Source organism: Bradyrhizobium diversitatis (genome assembly GCF_016031635.1).
Classification (GTDB): Bacteria; Pseudomonadota; Alphaproteobacteria; order Rhizobiales; family Xanthobacteraceae; genus Bradyrhizobium; species Bradyrhizobium diversitatis.
Genome location: NZ_JACEGD010000013.1, coordinates 1 through 15,701, shown reverse-complemented (window position 1 = coordinate 15,701; position 15,701 = coordinate 1). Strand labels below are relative to the sequence as shown.

Genomic DNA, 15,701 nt, shown 5'->3' with positions numbered 1-15,701 from the left:
GTCTCAGTCGTCGGCTCGTATTGACGCCGCGCCTGGGACGTTGGCTATAGCGCCACGACCGCCGTCGGGGCCGATTATCAGGCCTCGGCAAAATGCTAGCCGGCTTTGCGCTGGCCGGCGGCGGGACCAATTTTAGCTCACGAAATCAGCAGATACCAAATGGTATTCTGTTGCCGGTACTGTGCATGGGGTTGTTTTTCCAGTTTTGAGTTGGAGCCGGGCCGCGTCGCCGCTGTCGAGAGGTTAACCCGGCCGCCACGGGGTCACGGTCACCTCATGCGCCGCGTCGAGGAGATACGGCGCACCCGGCTTCATTCCGTGCGCAGCCAGCACCTCGTGAGGCGTCCGCTGGGGCACGCCGCCGAAACAGCCTTCGCCGCCGGGCAGCCGCACATGCGGGGCTTCCGACAGCCAGAACGTGTCGTAGCGGTCCATGAACAGGTCGAACACGAGCGGACCGCCGATGATGGCGATCATGCCGGAGGAGACGTCCGCGAAGGCGCAGGCCTCATCGAAGCTCGCATGCTCAGGATTCCACAGCGTCGCGTTCGGCATCTCCGGGTCGACGATGAGGTCCCTGATCTTGCGGGTCAGGATCAGCCGCTTGCGCTTCGGCGAATTCGGCTGCTGCTCGTGCGAGTGCCGGCCATGCACGATCAGCGCGGCGCGATCGAGCGCCTGCTCGAAGAACAGCTTGTCGGCTTCGAACTTCAGGCTGTCGGGCATGACGCGATCGGCGTCGGCAAGCATGCCGTCCGCCGAGACGATGACGTAGCCTTCGATACGGAAAGACAACGGCCTTCTATTCGGAAACGGTCGTCACCACGGAATTGACCGGGCGCTGGCTCACCGTCGGCAGCTTGGCGTCCTTGAGCAACTCCTGGTCGTATTCCGGCAGCGTCGATGCCGGGAACTTGGCGCGCATCGCCACCACCTTGTACCCGCCGGCCTTCAGCCGCTTGAGCAGCTCGGGCAGGGCTTCCGCGGTGTGCTTCTGGAAGTCGTGCATCAGGATGATGCCCTTGCCCTTGGTATCGAGCTTCTTCATCACGGTCTCGACCACCTTCTCGGGCTTGGAGGCCTTGAAGTCGAACGAGTCAATGTCGCAGGAGAAGATCGCGACATTGCGGTTGCCGAGATAGGTAACCATCTCCGGCGGATGCTGGAGCGCCGGGAAGCGGAAGAACGGCGAGGGCGAGATGCCGCCGAGCGCCCATCTCACGGCGCTGAAGCCCTTCTCGATCTCTTCCTTGCGCTGCGCTTCGGTGAGCTTCTTGTTGTTGAGGTTGGCGTGCGACCAGGTGTGAGCGCCGACCGTATGGCCGGCCGCGTAGACCTGCTTCAGGATCTCCGGCTCGTAGGTCGCGTGCTTGCCGATGGAGAAGAAGATGCCGGTGGTGCACTCGTCGGCGAGCGCCTTCAGCACCGCGGGCGTGTTGCGCGGCCAGGGGCCGTCGTCGAAGGTCAGCACCACCTCCTTGTCGCGCAGGAAGTCGAGCTCCTTGAAATGCTCGAAGCCGAAGCCGGGACCGCCCGTGGTATCGATCTCGACGGTGCGGGCGACGCCGAGCGCGCCCGGCGTGTTGCAGGCCGCGCGCGCCGGCTGCGGCGGCTGCTTGGGCGGGGGCGGATTGACGAACCCTGCTGGCGCGGCGCCTGTCGCGGGAGCGGCGGCGGCCGGAGCCGTCGCGGGTGCCGACGCGACCGGCGTCGCCGCCGGTGCGACTTGCGTCGCGGCTGCCGGCTTCGCGGCCGGTGTCTGCGACCATGCTGCGCCGGTCATCGCAACCGACATCGCGCCTGCCAGAATCAGTCCTGCCGCCACACGCATGGTGTTGTCCTCGAGATTGGCCCCGTTGTCCCGCCGCGGCTTTTCGCCTGCGGCAAAACCCATCCTGCCCAAACGATCCTAGCCTAGATGGTGGGCCATCGCCATTGCAACGGCTGTTTGACGCCCGGCCACAATTGTGCCCAGCCGGATGCGGCGCTTGCGTCAACTGTCGGCCAGCGCCCTCGCAATGGCCGTTTTGATTCGCGTGTCGGCCGGTTCGACCGCGGACGCAAAGACGTCGGCGACATAGCCGTCGCGGCCGATCAGGTATTTGTGGAAGTTCCACCTTGGAACTTCCTTCGGTCGCGCCTCGGCGGCCCATTTGTAGAATGGATGCGCTTTCGCTCCGATCACCCCGGCCTTGGCCGTAACCGGGAAGGTAACACCATATTGGTGGTGCGCGGTGTCCGTGATCTCACTGGCGCCTCCCGGCTCCTGGCCCCCGAAGTCGTTGGACGGTACGCCGATCACGGTGAGCCCGCGGGGGCGGAATTCGTTCCATAGCTCCTGCAGGCCGGCATATTGCGGCGTGTAGCCACAGAGCGAGGCGGTGTTCACCACCAGCAGCGGTTTGCCGGTGAACGCGGCGAGGCGGATGTCGTCGCCAGACAATGCGGGGAAGGAGAAGGCGTAGGCCGAGATCCGGCTCATGCCGCCATCGGCGAAAGCGCGTGCTGCCGGCGCGATCGCGCCTGCAACCGTTGCGACGAGCATGGCCCTGCGATTCATCATGAGGGCGTCCCCCGAAATGATCCGGGCAGCATGTTACCCCGCCGGCACGACCGGACTGCTCAACACCGCGTTATCAGGAGCGACGAAGCCTAGTACAGGCGGACGATGAAATCGGTGCCTTCGCCGGTCTCGCCCTGGTTGATTCCCTGGTCGGAGACGATGATCGAGCCGCCTGATGTCAGCATCTCGTTGATCCTCGCCATGGTCTCCGCGGGGATCGAGATGCGGTCGAGGGCCTCGGCTGGGCTGTCCGGCGTGACCACGGGCCTGGCGGCGACGGGGATCACTGCGGCGCCACGCTGGCCGCGCGCGAGGCGGCTGTCGTCCGCGCGTGCCGCGGAACGGGCGGAGACGGGCAGCGACACCACCGACCAACGCAGCGAATTGGCATCGGCCTTGTCGACTTCGGCGGTGAAGACATGCGTGCCGAGCGGCCGGTCGCTCGCGGCGATCGTGACGGGGACCTCGAACAGCGGCGCAAAATTCTGCCGCACATAGAGCCTGGAATCCTTGCGGCTGATGAAGACGGCAATCTGGCCGGCCCGCTTGGGCATTTCCGGTTTTGCAACTGGCGCCGGGTCGGCAACGCGGGTCTCGTCCTTCCTTGCGTCGGGCGAAGCAGTCATTGTCGGCGCCGTGGCCGGCGCATTGGGCGTCTTCGCGGAGTCCACCGCCTCCGTCTTGACCGGTTCGGCTTTGACCGCCTCGACCTTATCGGCGGGTTTGTCGTCGTGACCTGGCTTGATCGTACCGGATGCCTCGGCCGTCTTGGCCTTATCGGCCGGTGCGACGGCTTCCTGGCGTGCGGGCGCTCTGCCTGTGGTCACATCCGACATCACGGCGTGGCCGACCGACGCGCGCAGCTCGAGCATGCTGTCGGCGCTTGCAGTCTTCGTCTCCACGGGATTGGCTCCGGCGGCGCCCTTGTCGCCCTTCTCGCCGACAGTCGTCTGCGGCGCGAGGCTCGCCGCGGGCTGCGGCGGCACGCGCACGGAGGCGAGCAGGGGATGCGAGAAGCTGTGCGGCGTCATCTCGCCGGGCGCGACGATGACGCGCGCGCCCATCCTGGTCCAGTTCCACATCTTTACCGCGAACGACATCGGCATGCGGATGCAGCCGTGCGAGGCCGGGTAACCCGGCAACACGCCGGCATGCATGGCGACGCCGGACCAGGTGATCCGCTGCATGTACGGCATCGGCGCGCCGCTATAGATGTTGGAGCGGTGGAATTTGTGCTTCTGGATGACGCTGAACACACCCATCGGCGTCGAATGACCCTTCATGCCGGTCGACACCGGGGATTCCGCGAACGCGCCTTTGCTGTCGTAGACCGTCACCTTCTGCCGGTCGATCGATACGACGATGACGAGCGGTCCTTGTGGCTTGGTGCCGGCTTCCTTCTCGACGACTTCTTTCTTGCCGACCGTGCGGCTCTTCTGCGGCCTCTGGCGCAGTGGCTCGGGACGCTGCCGGGCGTAATAGGAGCCGTCGGAATAATCCGTCCAATAGTAGAACGCCGCGTCTGCGTGGCTGGTCGTGCCGATCACACCCGCCGCGGTCAAAACGGCGACCTGCCACAGCCGCACCGACTTGGCGGAAGAACCCGACCCATTCACGCTATTCATCCTCGAATCCACAATTCCAAATCAGACGTTAGTCTCGCCAGGAGGATACGCGTTCACCAGCAGGGTGGTTCTGCGATCAGCTACTTTTGTCCAAGCCGTAGCAGAAAAGCCTCACGGAGCAGTAAACGGCGGCCGCGCCGGGCTGGCTGTCGTCTTCCTGTCGGGCCTTCGCGTTCCTACATTGCGGAGACTTGTTACCGGAGAACTTCATGTCATCTCGTTTCCCCGGTCTTTCGGGCATCCGCTTGAAAGGCCTCGCTTTATTCCTCCTGGCTCTAACTGCGCCAATGGCGTCGGCATCCGCCGCCGACGAGCCCGATCTGATCTTCCGCCGCTCGACCGTGTTCAAATGGATGAGCCCGAACGACAAGCTCGCGACCTATGGTCTCGACGATCCGGAAGTCGAGGGCGTCGCCTGTCATTTCACGGTGCCGGAGAAGGGGGGCTTCAAGGGGTGGCTGGGCCTTGCCGAGGAGGTCTCGGACATCTCGCTCGCCTGCCGCCAGGTCGCACCGATCAGGTTCAAGAACAAGATGGAGCAGGGCGACGACATGTTCCGCCAGCGGCGCTCGCTGTTCTTCAAGAAGATGCAGATCGTGCGCGGCTGCGACGCCAAGCGCAACGTGCTGGTCTACATGGTCTATTCGGACAAGCTGATCGAGGGGTCGCCGAAGAACTCGACCTCGACCGTGCCGATCATGCCGTGGGGACCGGCGGACGCGAACGTCCAGAAGTGCGGCGAGTTCTTCACTCAGTGACGCCCTAGCGTTCACTCAGTGACGTGCTAGGGTTCGCTCAAAGACGATCGCCCGGTTTCGCGAGATGCGAACCGGTCAGCCGCACGAACATCTGCGGTACAGCCTCGAAGCCGCGGCTCGATTGCAGCGCCATTTCGCCGACGCTGCCGCGAACGGGTGGTTCATCTCCGCGATCCCTCGGTGGATCCGCATCGCGCGGCGTTGCGCGATTTCCCGTCATCATGGCGGCCATTCCTCACGTGAACGCGCCCGATGAATCGGGCGTCTCGGTTTCGATGGCTTGGGTCGCGGCCGAACCGCGCCCGGTTCAATAGGATCGACCCGGCCCTCGTTTACTGCCCTGTTCAGCAGAAAAACGTAAAATGCGTATGAAGCGCTTGAGGCGGGAGCATGACGGCGCGCGCTGCAGGGGGCGTTTCCGCGCTGGAGCCGGAACTTGCCGGGCCACTTTGAGCTGCAGCCTGACCTCTCTGAAATGACTGGCATTTTCCGAAAATTGTTTCGTCGTCACGGACGGGACGAAACAATTCTCACGGCGACGAAACCATTTTCAGCTTTTCGCGCATCACGCGCGAAACCGCCCATGGTTATCAGCGTCACAACGACGACGGCGCACCGCCGGCTACCGAATTGGGATAAAAGATCATGCGCGCCCTCAGCTTCATCCTTGCTTTCGGTTTCGTGCTCGCCGGCTCCTCGTTCGCGGGGGCGCCTGACGGTAATCTCCCCGGTGTCGGGACCTTCCAGTACAGCGGCTCGCCCGTCACCATCACGCCAGCGCAGCCGATCGTGGTCGCCGCGCGCTTCTGACCGCACACAAGACAACAGCCGGCAAGGCCATCATGTTGCTTCGTCTCTGCGCCGCGGCGTTCGTGTCCCTTCTGACGGTCGGTTCCGTTCAGGCGCAGGTTCGCACACCCTCCCGGCTACCCGATCCACGCAGCGAATTCGTGCGCCAGTGCGCGCCGCGCATGCTCGGGCGCTGGGAGCATCCGGAAGCGGTTTGCAGCTGCCTCCACGACCATGCCGCCGCTGCCGTTGAGGACCGCGATCTGCGCGAGGCGCTGCTGCGCGGCATCACAGAGACCGGCGTGCCGACGATCGAGACCGATTGGGTACCTGTTTCCAAGCAGGGTGAGATCGGCCCGACCTTCACCAAGATCGCCAAGCCGACCTTGCAGTGCATGTTCGATCCGGCGAAGTAGCTTCTCAGCTGATCATCTCGATTTCGGCCCGTGCCGCGGCACGCAGGAGCTCGTGCGCGAGACACCCTTGTCCGTCATCTTGGCGCCGCGCACCTCCTTGACCTGACCGGCGGGGCAGGTTCCGTCATCCACGAGCACACGCTGACCGAGCTTCAGATCGACGATGTCCTGCTCGCGTCCGACGCTGCCAGCACCCGCTGTCGAGGCAAGCGCGGTGGCGATCAGGAGCGAACAGCAGGCGGTGCGAAGAAATGACATGACGGAAGCTCCCGGAATTGAAGCTGCAATGTAGGGGCCGGTAAGCGATTCTGACAGTGAAGCCTGGTTAGGCCCGCCGGCCAGATCTACTCTTGGCGCGCAAGGCCGAGCGCGATTCCCGCGCGAGCCGGTCGGCGGCCGCCACGAGTTGCGGAACTGCGTGCCCCGAAAATCCCAGCACGAATCCGGGCAGCGGACGCGCACGCGAATAGGTGTCGGCCAATAGCCAGCCCTCGGCGCCGGCGGCTCGTTTGGCTTGCGCTGCCACCGACAGGTCGACCGAAGGATCGAACCGGGCGACAAGATGAAGTCCGTGGGACGGCACCGGCACGGATAAAACGCCGTCGGACTTGGCCTCCAGCGTCTCGGCCAGCGCATCACGCGCCTCGCGATAGAGTTTTCGCACGCGCTTCAGGTTCGCGGCGAAGGCGCCGGAATTGAGCATGTCGGCCACCGCGCCTTCCATCAGCGTGCCGGGAAAGCGATCGAGCGCCGCGCGAGCTGCCGCCACGTCCGCGATCAGGCGTTCGGGCAGGGCGCAATAGCCGATGCGCAGGCCCGGAAACAGCGTCTTGGCAAACGTGCCCAGGTAGATCACGCGCTGGAGGCGATCGATGCCGGCGAGCGACATCAGCGGTGCGCCGTCATAGCGGAACTCGCTGTCGTAATCGTCCTCGAGCACGAAGGCGCCGGCCTGCCTTGCCCAATCCAGAAGCTCGAGCCGCCGCGGCATCGACATCTGCACGCCGAGTGGAAATTGATGCGACGGTGTGACGTAGGCTGCGCGCGCGGACGGCGCCGCGATACGGCCGTTGGCGACACGCATCCCGTGCTCGTCGACGGGGACGGGTGCCGCGCGATAGCCGCAATGCGCGATGGTTTTTCGCGCGGCCGGATAGCCGGGGTCCTCGCACCACACCTGGTCGTTGGGCCTCAGGATCGCGCTCAGCACGATGCGCAGTGCGTGCAGCGTGCCCGACGTCAGCATGATCTGATCGGGATCGCAGCGCAGGCCGCGGGCCGACAGCAGATGATCGGCAATCGCCGCGCGGAGCTCGCGGCTGCCGCGGGGATCGCCATAATGCAGGTGCTCGGCCCCGAACGCACGCATGCGGCGGCCGACGAAGGCGCGAAAACGCTGCACCGCGCGCTCGTCGATGTGGGTGCAGCCGAGCGCGAACGCGCCTTGCCCGGGCGTTTCGACAACCACCTTCGGCTTATTCCGCTCGGCCACCCGCGCAGGGATTCGTGCGGCGACGAACGTTCCGGAGCCAACGGTTGCGTCGGCAAAGCCGTCGGCGATCAGACGCTCATACGCGGTGACGACGGCGTTGCGCCGGAAGCCGGTCTGCCTGGCCAGCGTCCGCGATGGCGGCAGCAGCTCGCCGGGCTTGACGAGGCCGGAGACGATCGTCTCGCACAGCGCCTGATAGAGCCGGTGCGCGGCGGACGCGCCGGCCGTGATGTGAGGCCCTGTGAGGTCGAGGGGAAGCTCGGTCTTGCCGGGCGCGGAGGAATTGGTTGGAATTTTTCGCATGGAATTGGAACTATCGCAGACCAAAAGCCCCGCTACAACTGCGCTGGAATTGTTCCAATCCGAGCGGGAGCGGCCGTGAGCCAGACTGAGACCTCAAATTCCTATCCGACGTCGGCGCGCAACCAGGTGAAGCGCCGGCATGACCGCGGCTTCTACGATCACGCCACGGTCCACCGCATCCTGGATGCCTCGATGCTGTGCCACGTCTCCTATGTGATCGACGGCCAGCCCTATTGCACGCCGACCTTCTTCTGGCGCGAGGGCACCAGGCTCTACTGGCACGGCTCGAGCGCCAGCCGCATGCTGCGCAATCAGACCAAGGGCGAGCGCGTCTGCCTGACGGTCGCCCATCTCGACAGCCTCGTGCTGGCGCGCTGCGGCTTCAACCATTCCGCCGACTACCGCGCGGTCATGGCATTCGGCACGGCCTATCTCGTCACCGATCCAGAGGAGAAGGAGCGGGCGGTGATCGCCATGGTCGATCGCTTCTTCCCGGATCGCACCGCCGGCCTGCGACAGAGCACCACGCAGGAGATCAAGGCGACGTCCTTCATCGCGATGGAGATCGAGGAAGCCTCGGCCAAGATCCGCGCCAAGGGTGTCGCTGACGACGACGAGGACTATGCGTTGCCGATCTATGCGGAGCGCATTCCGGTCCGCACCGTGCTCGGCGCCCCGGAGCCGTGCCCGCGCCTGCTCGACGGTGTGAGCCGGCCCGCGACGCTGAATGGCTATTCCGAAGGCCGGCTGCTCGAAGATGCATTGCGGGATGCTTATTTTGTGGAGTACCCGAACGGCTGAAATCGGCTAGTTTGCGCACCATTGAGATGCCTGGAGTTGCCTTGATGAATGCCGAAACGCAGCAGAGAATTCTTGACGCCGTCGACAGCTGCTTCGAAGCTCAGCTTGCAACTACCCGCGATTTCGTTGCGATCCCATCGACCCGCGGGGCGGAGGGGCCGTGCCAGGACATGATCGGCGATCTCATGCGGCAACGTGGCTACGAGGTCGACGATTGGCATATCAATGTCGACGATTTGAAGGATCTGCGCGGATTTGGTCCGATCGAGCACGATTTTTCGAAGGCGCGTTCCGTGGTGGGCACTTACCGTCCCCAGACCAATGGCGGTAAATCGCTGATCCTGCAGGGGCACTGTGACGTGGTGCCGGCCGGCCCGCTGGAATTGTGGGATACGCCGCCATTCTCGCCGGTGATCAAGGACGGCAAGATGTTCGGTCGCGGCGCCTGCGACATGAAGTCTGGCACGATCGGTGCGCTCTATGCGCTGGACGCGATCAGGGCTGCGGGCTTCAGGCCGACGGCGCGCATTCACTTCCAGTCCGTGATCGAGGAAGAGAGCACCGGCGTCGGCGCACTCTCGACCTTGCAGCGCGGCTATCGCGCGGATGCCTGCTTCATTCCGGAGCCGACCGGCGGCAAGATGGTGCGCTCGCAGGTTGGCGTGATCTGGTTTCGCCTGCGCGTGAAGGGCCATCCGACCCACGTTGCCTTCGCAGGTTCGGGCGCGAACGCGATCATGGCGGCGTATCACCTGATCCAGGCATTGCAGAAGCTCGAGATCGAATGGAATGAGCGCGCCAAGACCGATCGTCACTTCAAGACGCTCAACCATCCCATCAACTTCAACCCCGGCATCATCAAGGGCGGCGACTGGGCCTCGAGCGTGCCGGCCTGGTGCGACGTCGATTGCCGGATTGCGGTATTGCCGGGCTGGTCGATCGCCGATCACCAGAAGGAGATCATGGCTTGCGTCGCCGCCGCTTCGCGCAACCACCGCTTCCTCGCCAACAATCCGCCGGAGATCGAATGGTCTGGCTTCCTGTCCGAAGGCTATGAACTGACCGACGCCGCCGCGCCGGAAGCCGCGTTCGGCAAGGCGTTCAGCGCCGTCTATGGCGGCGCGGTCGAGGACCTCGTCTTCACCGCGCTCACCGACACGCGCTTCTACGGCCTCAATCACGGCATTCCGAGCCTGTGTTTCGGGGCCAGCGGAGGCGAGATGCATGGCTTCAACGAGTTCGTCGACCTGGAGTCGCTGAAGAAGACGACCAAGGCGATGGCGCTGTTCATTGCCGAATGGTGCGGCGTGGAGAAGGCCTAGCTCTTTCCGCCGTCATTGCGAGGAGCGAAGCGACGAAGCAATCCAGGCTGCCGCGGCGGCAAGATGGATTGCGTCACCGCGCTCGCAATGAGGGAAACGGCCCATCAGATCCCCGTTCAGGCCGGAATGGCGGGCATGTCTGCCGCGCCGTTGCCCGAAACTCGGGCGAGTCGAAATCCTTTAAGCTTAAAATAAAGACTAGGAGGGCGGCCTTGCCGGTGGCAGACTGGCTCCGGTTCGCTGGCCTCAAGTCAAGGAAGTCACGATGCGCGATTGGGATGACGCTTACGCCAATTCGGCCCATATCCCGGGCGCGGACAAAATGCCGGCGCTGTGGGCGGAGCGGGCTGCGACGTACCGCGCCGGACTGACAGAGTTTCGTTCCGACATCGCCTATGGCGCCGGCGAGCGCCAGAAGCTCGACCTGGTCCTGCCCGACGGCGACAGCAAGGGCCTCGTCGTGTTCGTCCATGGCGGCTACTGGCTGCGCTTCGACAAATCGACCTGGACCGATCTCGCCGAAGGTGCGCGCCATCATGGCTGGACGGTGGCGCTGCCGAGCTACACGCTGGCGCCGGCTGCGCGCATCTCCGACATCACAGCCGAGATCGCCGCCGCGATCGCCAAGGCGGCCTCGCTGGTCGCAGGTCCGATCCGGCTCGCCGGCCATTCCGCCGGCGGCCATCTCGTCACCCGCATGCTGTGCGACGACAGCCGCCTCGAGTCCGCCGTCTACAACCGCATCGCCGGCACACTCTCGATCAGCGGCCTGCACGATCTGCGTCCGCTGCTGAAGACCAAGATGAACGAAACGCTGCGCATGACGATGGAGGAGGCGACGCTGGAAAGCGCGGCGTTGCATCTGCCGCGCGGGCATTCGCCTGTGACCGCCTGGGTCGGCGGCAGCGAGCGGCCCGAATTCATCCGCCAGTCCGATCTGATGGCCAATGTCTGGACCGGCTTCGACGTGCCGACGCACCTCGTCATCGATCCCGGCCTCAACCATTTTACCGTGATCGACGGACTGAAGGATCCGTCGTCGCCGATCACCGCCCGCCTGATCGGCCTCGACTGACGAAGCATGGAAGATCGATCGAAAGGACTTGGCATGACGTCCAGCGATTACGATCCCACGAGCGAAGGCGCCGAGACCGATTTCGCGCGGCGGATGTCCTACGGCGACTACCTTGCACTGGATGCGATCCTCGGCGCGCAGCACCCGCTGTCGGAGGCGCATGACGAGATGCTGTTCATCATCCAGCATCAGACCACGGAGCTCTGGATGCGGCTTGCCATCCACGAGCTCAGCGCCGCGCGTCGGGCCATCGCAAAAGACGAGGTGCAGCCCGCCATGAAGATGCTGGCGCGGATGTCGCGCATCTTCGAGCAGCTCAACGGCGCCTGGGACGTGCTGCGCACGATGACGCCCAGCGAATATACCCGCTTCCGCTCGCAGCTCGGGCAATCCTCGGGCTTCCAGTCGCGGCAATACCGGCTGATCGAATTTCTGCTCGGCAACCGCAACCACGCCATGCTGAAGCCGCACGCGCACGATGCGGAGACCACGAAGCTGCTCGAAGCGGAACTTGCAACGCCAAGCCTCTATGACGAGGTGTTGCGCCTCGCCGACCGCAACGGGCTCAAGATGCCTGCGGCGGTGCTGGCGCGCGATGTCCGCGAGACCCACAGCTTCAACGAAGGCGTGCTGCAGGCCTGGCGTATCGTCTACGAGGCGCCGGAGACGCACTGGATGCTCTACGAACTGGCGGAGAAGCTGGTCGATTTCGAGGACTATTTCCGGCGCTGGCGCTTCAACCATGTGACGACGGTCGAGCGCGTCATCGGCTTCAAGCGCGGCACCGGCGGCACTGGCGGCGTCAGCTATCTCAAGCGCATGCTGGAGGTCGAGCTGTTTCCCGAACTCTGGCGCGTGCGCACGATTCTGTAGGGATGTCCATGACCCGGCTCCGCGTCTACGACGACACCAGGGCATTGTTCCATTTGCCCGACGGCGTGATCTATCTCGACGGCAACTCGCTGGGTGCGCTGCCGCTGGGCGTTGCCGAGCGCGTTGGCCGCGTCATCACGGACGAGTGGGGCAACGAGCTGATCCGCGCCTGGAACTCCGTTGGCTGGTACGCCCAGCCGCGTCATGTCGGCGACCGCATCGCGCGGCTGATCGGCGCGGAAGCGGACTCCGTGATGGTCGGCGACACGCTGTCGCTCAAGGTCTATCAGGCGCTCGCGGCCGCGCTCGACATGAATGCCTCGCGCAAGGTGATCCTGTCGGATACCGGTAACTTCCCGACCGACCTCTACATGGCCGAGGGCCTGATCGAAACGCTCGGGCGCGGCCATCAATTGCGCCTGGTGGCGCCGGAGGAGATCGAGACCGCGTTGTCGGAGGAGGTCGCGGTGCTCTACATCACCGAGGTCGACTACCGCACCGGCCGCCGTCACGATATGGCGAAGTTGACCGCGAAAGCGCATGCCCTCGGCATCGTCACTGTCTGGGATCTCGCGCATTCCGCCGGCGCGCTGCCGGTCGATCTCGCCGGCAGCGGGGCCGATTTCGCCGCTGGGTGCACCTACAAATATCTCAATGCCGGTCCCGGCGCGCCGGCCTTCCTCTACGTCGCGCCACGCCACGCCGATAGTGCGCGGGCCGCGCTGTCGGGCTGGATGGGTCATGCCAAGCCCTTTGCCTTCGAGCTTGCCTATGCCGCCGCCGGCGGCGTCGAACGCATGCGCGTCGGCACTCCGCCGGTGCTGGCAATGGCGGCGCTGGAAGCCTCGCTCGACATCTGGGACCGCGTCGACCTCGCCGAGGTCCGCGCCCGCTCCCTGGCGCTCGGCGATCTCCTAATTGCCGAGGTCGAACGGCGCTGTCCGTCCCTGAAGCTGGTGACGCCACGCGCTCATGAGCGCCGCGGCTCGCAGGTCTCCTTCGCCTTCGAGGGCGGCTATGCCGCGATGCAGGCCCTGATCGCGCGTGGCGTCATCGGCGATTTCCGCGCGCCAGACATCATGAGATTCGGGATTACGCCGCTCTATGTCGGCGAGCGCGACGTGATGAAGGCGGCCGAGATCATCGAGGATGTCATCGTCGGCGATGTGTGGCGCCGGCCGGAGTACCAGGTCGTCAACGCGGTGACGTGAGGAAGGTCGCTTCCTCAGACGTCATTGCGAGGAGCGCTTGCGACGAAGCAATCCAGAATCCCTTCGCAGTGACACTGTGGATTGCGTCGCCTCGCGCTCATGACGGTAATAGATCTGGCGCGTTCATCCCCACAACGCCGCTACGATCGCATCGAGTCCGTCCGTCAGCGCCGCGGGTCCCGGCTGCAAAATCATCGGCGACTTGATCTCGACGATGCGATTGTCGCGCACGGCCGGGATGCCGCTCCATCCATCGCGCTGCTTGATGCGGGCGGGCACGACCTTCTTGCCGCACCAAGAGGCGAGGATGACGTCAGGTGCGGCCTCGCGCACCGCCTCTGTCGAAACGATGCGATCCTTTGCCGCCGGCCGATGCCGCAGTTCCGGGAAGACATCCATGCCGCCAGCGATCTCGATCAACTCGGAGACCCAGCCGATGCCCGAGATCAACGGATCATCCCATTCCTCGAAATAGACTTTTGGCGGCGGCGAGGGGCGGGGCGCTGCGGCGACTGCCGCAAGGCGCCGCTCGAAGCCTTGCGCGAGGTGTTCCGCGCACCCGGCGGCGCCGACCAGTGCATCCAGCGTGCGGATCATCGCCAGAATCCCGGCGATGTTGCGCTGGTTGAAGACGTGGACATCGATGCCGGCGCGGACGAGATCGGCCGCGATGCCGGCCTGGAGATCGGAGAACGCGAGCACGAGGTCCGGCTCCAATGCCAGGATCTTCGGGATGTCCGCTGAGACGAAAGCGGACACCCGTGGCTTCTCGCGCCGCACCTGCGGTGGGCGCACCGCGTAGCCGGAGACGCCGACGATACGGTCCTGCTCGCCGAGCAGATAGAGCGTCTCGACCGTCTCTTCGGTGAGACAGACGACGCGGCGGGGCGGGAAGTGGCGCATGGAGGGAGCATATGCGCAAACGCGGCGCATATGTCAGCACCGCCATTACCTCGGAGGTCATTGCTTTGCCGCGCGAAGCCATTCACGTTGAGACAACAATGAATTGGGAGAGCTTTTGATGACGCCGCTCGAGAAACTTAAAGCGATGAAGATGCCGTTCGCCGAGCTCAAGGGCGTCGAGTTCGTCGAGGCAGAGAAGGACCGCGTGGTGGCGCGGATGACGGTCCGGCCCGATCTCTGCACGCTTCACCACACCATCCATGGCGGGGCGGTGATGGCCCTGGCCGATTCCGTCGGCGCGGCGGCGACTGTCATCAACCTGCCCGAGGATGCCAAGGGCACAACCACGCTGGAGAGCAAGACCAATTTCATTGGCGGGGCCAAGGAGGGAACCACAGTCATCGCCACCGCCACTCCGGTTCATCGTGGCCGGCGGACCCAGATCTGGACCACCCGGCTGGAAACCGAGGATGGCAAGCTGGTTGCCGTAGTGACCCAGACGCAGCTGGTTCTGTAGGAGTACGGGAGTTTGATTTTATTAACGAATTAGTCGCTCCTGTTGCCTCTAACTTGGGCAGGTCTCCGTCTTGAAAACTATGGTGCGATGCACAATATAGGAGGTCTAGGGATTCGAACGCCTCCTCGAGGGACACCAAGAGGAGTTTCTGACGTGGTACTTGAAGAGACCGTCCGCACCGCTCCCGGCTATGTGCGGACCTTGATCCAGCAGGAAGAATTGCCGCTCCTGCGCGATCATCTGCTGAGGCTTGATGCCGGCAGTCGACACGACCGCTTCAACGGCTTTCTCGACGACAGCTTCATCGAGCGTTACGCCGCCCGCTGCGCCGAAGACGGCACCGTGATCGTAGCCTATATCGTCGATGGCGTGGTCCGTGGCGCGGCCGAGTTGCATCCGCCGGAGCATGATTGTTTGCCCGAAGTCGCCTTCAGCGTGGAAGCTTCCGCGCGCCGCCAGGGTGTCGGCACAGTGCTGTTCCGCCGCCTGATCGCGGAGGCGCGCTGGAAAGGCTATAAGCAGCTGCGCATCACGACGGGTGCCGAGAACCACGCGATGCGGGCGCTCGCCAGGAAGTTCGGGGCGCATCTGGCTTTCCGCCACGGCGAATCGACTGGTACGATCGACCTCGCGAGGACGCCTGAGGCCGAACTCGCCGACCTCGCGGCGTCGCCGTTCACGGCCGGGCGCGCTCTTCTCAGCTTCAACAGCACTTGCTGGAAGCTCATCTCAAGCATGTACGGCAGTCGCGCCGCATAGTCGTCCGTTAAGAAGCCGAATTGAGCGGGGCCGGACAGGCGCGCGTGCGCCAGAGCTGGATCAGGAACAGGCACAAGAGTTCTCTGATCCAGGCGAGGATGCGGCGGAAGTTGTGGCCGACGGCTGAGAGGATGACGTTGGCCGCATCGCCGGCGCGGCCTTTGAGGTAGCAGCGGCCGAGGTGGCCATCGGTCTTCAGGTGTCCGATGATGGGTTCGATGGCGGAACGGCGGCGCAGCTCGCGCTTGATGACACCGAAGACGCCGCGCTTCTGGCCAGAGATGAAGATTCGGC

Annotated in this window: 19 protein-coding genes; 10 read left to right on the top strand and 9 right to left on the bottom strand. The window is 64.6% G+C overall.

Translation table 11 applies throughout. The annotated features are described in order from the left end of the window. Nucleotides 1-243 precede the first annotated feature (243 nt). From H1B27_RS15610 to H1B27_RS15595, 4 genes are all read right to left on the bottom strand, one after another. Nucleotides 244-795, bottom strand: a complete 552-nt coding sequence (locus H1B27_RS15610; RefSeq protein WP_197966659.1) for a dihydrofolate reductase family protein — start codon at nucleotides 793-795, stop codon at nucleotides 244-246. 7 nt (nucleotides 796-802) lie between these two features. Then, the gene (locus tag H1B27_RS15605) at nucleotides 803-1,831 is read right to left on the bottom strand and encodes a polysaccharide deacetylase family protein (RefSeq protein ID WP_197966766.1); all 1,029 of its coding nucleotides are present in this window, start codon (nucleotides 1,829-1,831) and stop codon (nucleotides 803-805) included. Between the two features lie 162 nt (nucleotides 1,832-1,993). Then, complete coding sequence (locus H1B27_RS15600; protein ID WP_197966658.1) at nucleotides 1,994-2,563, bottom strand: glutathione peroxidase; 570 nt, start codon at nucleotides 2,561-2,563, stop codon at nucleotides 1,994-1,996. Between the two features lie 89 nt (nucleotides 2,564-2,652). After that, entirely contained in the window at nucleotides 2,653-4,188 is a 1,536-nt protein-coding gene (locus H1B27_RS15595; RefSeq protein ID WP_197966657.1) for a L,D-transpeptidase, read from the bottom strand. A 209-nt stretch (nucleotides 4,189-4,397) separates the two neighbouring features. On the opposite strand from H1B27_RS15595, the gene H1B27_RS15590 reads away from it, so the two are divergent. Next, complete coding sequence (locus H1B27_RS15590) at nucleotides 4,398-4,946, top strand: CreA family protein (RefSeq protein ID WP_061876517.1); 549 nt, start codon at nucleotides 4,398-4,400, stop codon at nucleotides 4,944-4,946. Between the two features lie 37 nt (nucleotides 4,947-4,983). Here H1B27_RS15590 and H1B27_RS15585 read toward each other — a convergent pair whose 3' ends face one another. After that, a complete protein-coding gene (locus H1B27_RS15585; protein ID WP_197966656.1) occupies nucleotides 4,984-5,178 on the bottom strand; it encodes a hypothetical protein in 195 nt (64 codons plus the stop codon). 413 nt (nucleotides 5,179-5,591) lie between these two features. Between H1B27_RS15585 and H1B27_RS15580 the strand changes: the two genes are divergently transcribed. Further along, a complete protein-coding gene (locus H1B27_RS15580) occupies nucleotides 5,592-5,756 on the top strand; it encodes a hypothetical protein (RefSeq protein WP_165936172.1) in 165 nt (54 codons plus the stop codon). A gap of 32 nt (nucleotides 5,757-5,788) precedes the next feature. After that, complete coding sequence (locus H1B27_RS15575; RefSeq protein ID WP_061876518.1) at nucleotides 5,789-6,151, top strand: hypothetical protein; 363 nt, start codon at nucleotides 5,789-5,791, stop codon at nucleotides 6,149-6,151. A 12-nt stretch (nucleotides 6,152-6,163) separates the two neighbouring features. Here H1B27_RS15575 and H1B27_RS15570 read toward each other — a convergent pair whose 3' ends face one another. Then, complete coding sequence (locus H1B27_RS15570) at nucleotides 6,164-6,409, bottom strand: DUF6719 family protein (protein WP_197966655.1); 246 nt, start codon at nucleotides 6,407-6,409, stop codon at nucleotides 6,164-6,166. Between the two features lie 67 nt (nucleotides 6,410-6,476). Beyond that, nucleotides 6,477-7,946: a MocR-like pyridoxine biosynthesis transcription factor PdxR gene (gene pdxR / locus H1B27_RS15565; RefSeq protein WP_197966654.1), complete on the bottom strand. Its 1,470-nt coding sequence runs from the start codon at nucleotides 7,944-7,946 to the stop codon at nucleotides 6,477-6,479. Nucleotides 7,947-8,021: 75 nt separating this feature from the next. Between pdxR and H1B27_RS15560 the strand changes: the two genes are divergently transcribed. From H1B27_RS15560 to kynU, 5 genes are all read left to right on the top strand, one after another. After that, the gene (locus H1B27_RS15560) at nucleotides 8,022-8,747 is read left to right on the top strand and encodes a pyridoxamine 5'-phosphate oxidase family protein (protein ID WP_061876521.1); all 726 of its coding nucleotides are present in this window, start codon (nucleotides 8,022-8,024) and stop codon (nucleotides 8,745-8,747) included. 44 nt (nucleotides 8,748-8,791) lie between these two features. Then, the gene (locus tag H1B27_RS15555; protein WP_061876522.1) at nucleotides 8,792-10,069 is read left to right on the top strand and encodes an ArgE/DapE family deacylase; all 1,278 of its coding nucleotides are present in this window, start codon (nucleotides 8,792-8,794) and stop codon (nucleotides 10,067-10,069) included. A gap of 265 nt (nucleotides 10,070-10,334) precedes the next feature. Further along, entirely contained in the window at nucleotides 10,335-11,144 is an 810-nt protein-coding gene (locus H1B27_RS15550; protein ID WP_197966653.1) for a hormone-sensitive lipase, read from the top strand. Nucleotides 11,145-11,177: 33 nt separating this feature from the next. After that, nucleotides 11,178-12,017 carry a tryptophan 2,3-dioxygenase gene (kynA, locus tag H1B27_RS15545; RefSeq protein ID WP_028180727.1) on the top strand — a complete coding sequence of 280 codons (840 nt, stop codon included), beginning with the start codon at nucleotides 11,178-11,180 and terminating at the stop codon, nucleotides 12,015-12,017. 8 nt (nucleotides 12,018-12,025) lie between these two features. Further along, nucleotides 12,026-13,228 (top strand): kynureninase, encoded by a 1,203-nt coding sequence (kynU, locus tag H1B27_RS15540; protein WP_197966652.1) that lies wholly within the window; start codon nucleotides 12,026-12,028, stop codon nucleotides 13,226-13,228. Between the two features lie 123 nt (nucleotides 13,229-13,351). Here the strand turns inward: kynU and H1B27_RS15535 are convergent, their stop codons facing one another. Further along, complete coding sequence (locus tag H1B27_RS15535; protein ID WP_197966651.1) at nucleotides 13,352-14,131, bottom strand: cobalamin-binding protein; 780 nt, start codon at nucleotides 14,129-14,131, stop codon at nucleotides 13,352-13,354. Between the two features lie 118 nt (nucleotides 14,132-14,249). Here H1B27_RS15535 and H1B27_RS15530 point away from each other — a divergent pair, with 118 nt between their 5' ends. Beyond that, complete coding sequence (locus H1B27_RS15530) at nucleotides 14,250-14,648, top strand: PaaI family thioesterase (RefSeq protein WP_028182077.1); 399 nt, start codon at nucleotides 14,250-14,252, stop codon at nucleotides 14,646-14,648. Between the two features lie 153 nt (nucleotides 14,649-14,801). Continuing rightward, a complete protein-coding gene (locus H1B27_RS15525; RefSeq protein ID WP_061876526.1) occupies nucleotides 14,802-15,407 on the top strand; it encodes a GNAT family N-acetyltransferase in 606 nt (201 codons plus the stop codon). 7 nt (nucleotides 15,408-15,414) lie between these two features. Here the strand turns inward: H1B27_RS15525 and H1B27_RS15520 are convergent. Next, nucleotides 15,415-15,701, bottom strand: a 287-nt coding sequence (locus H1B27_RS15520) for a transposase (RefSeq protein ID WP_197965649.1), incomplete at its 5' end; no start/stop codon positions are given.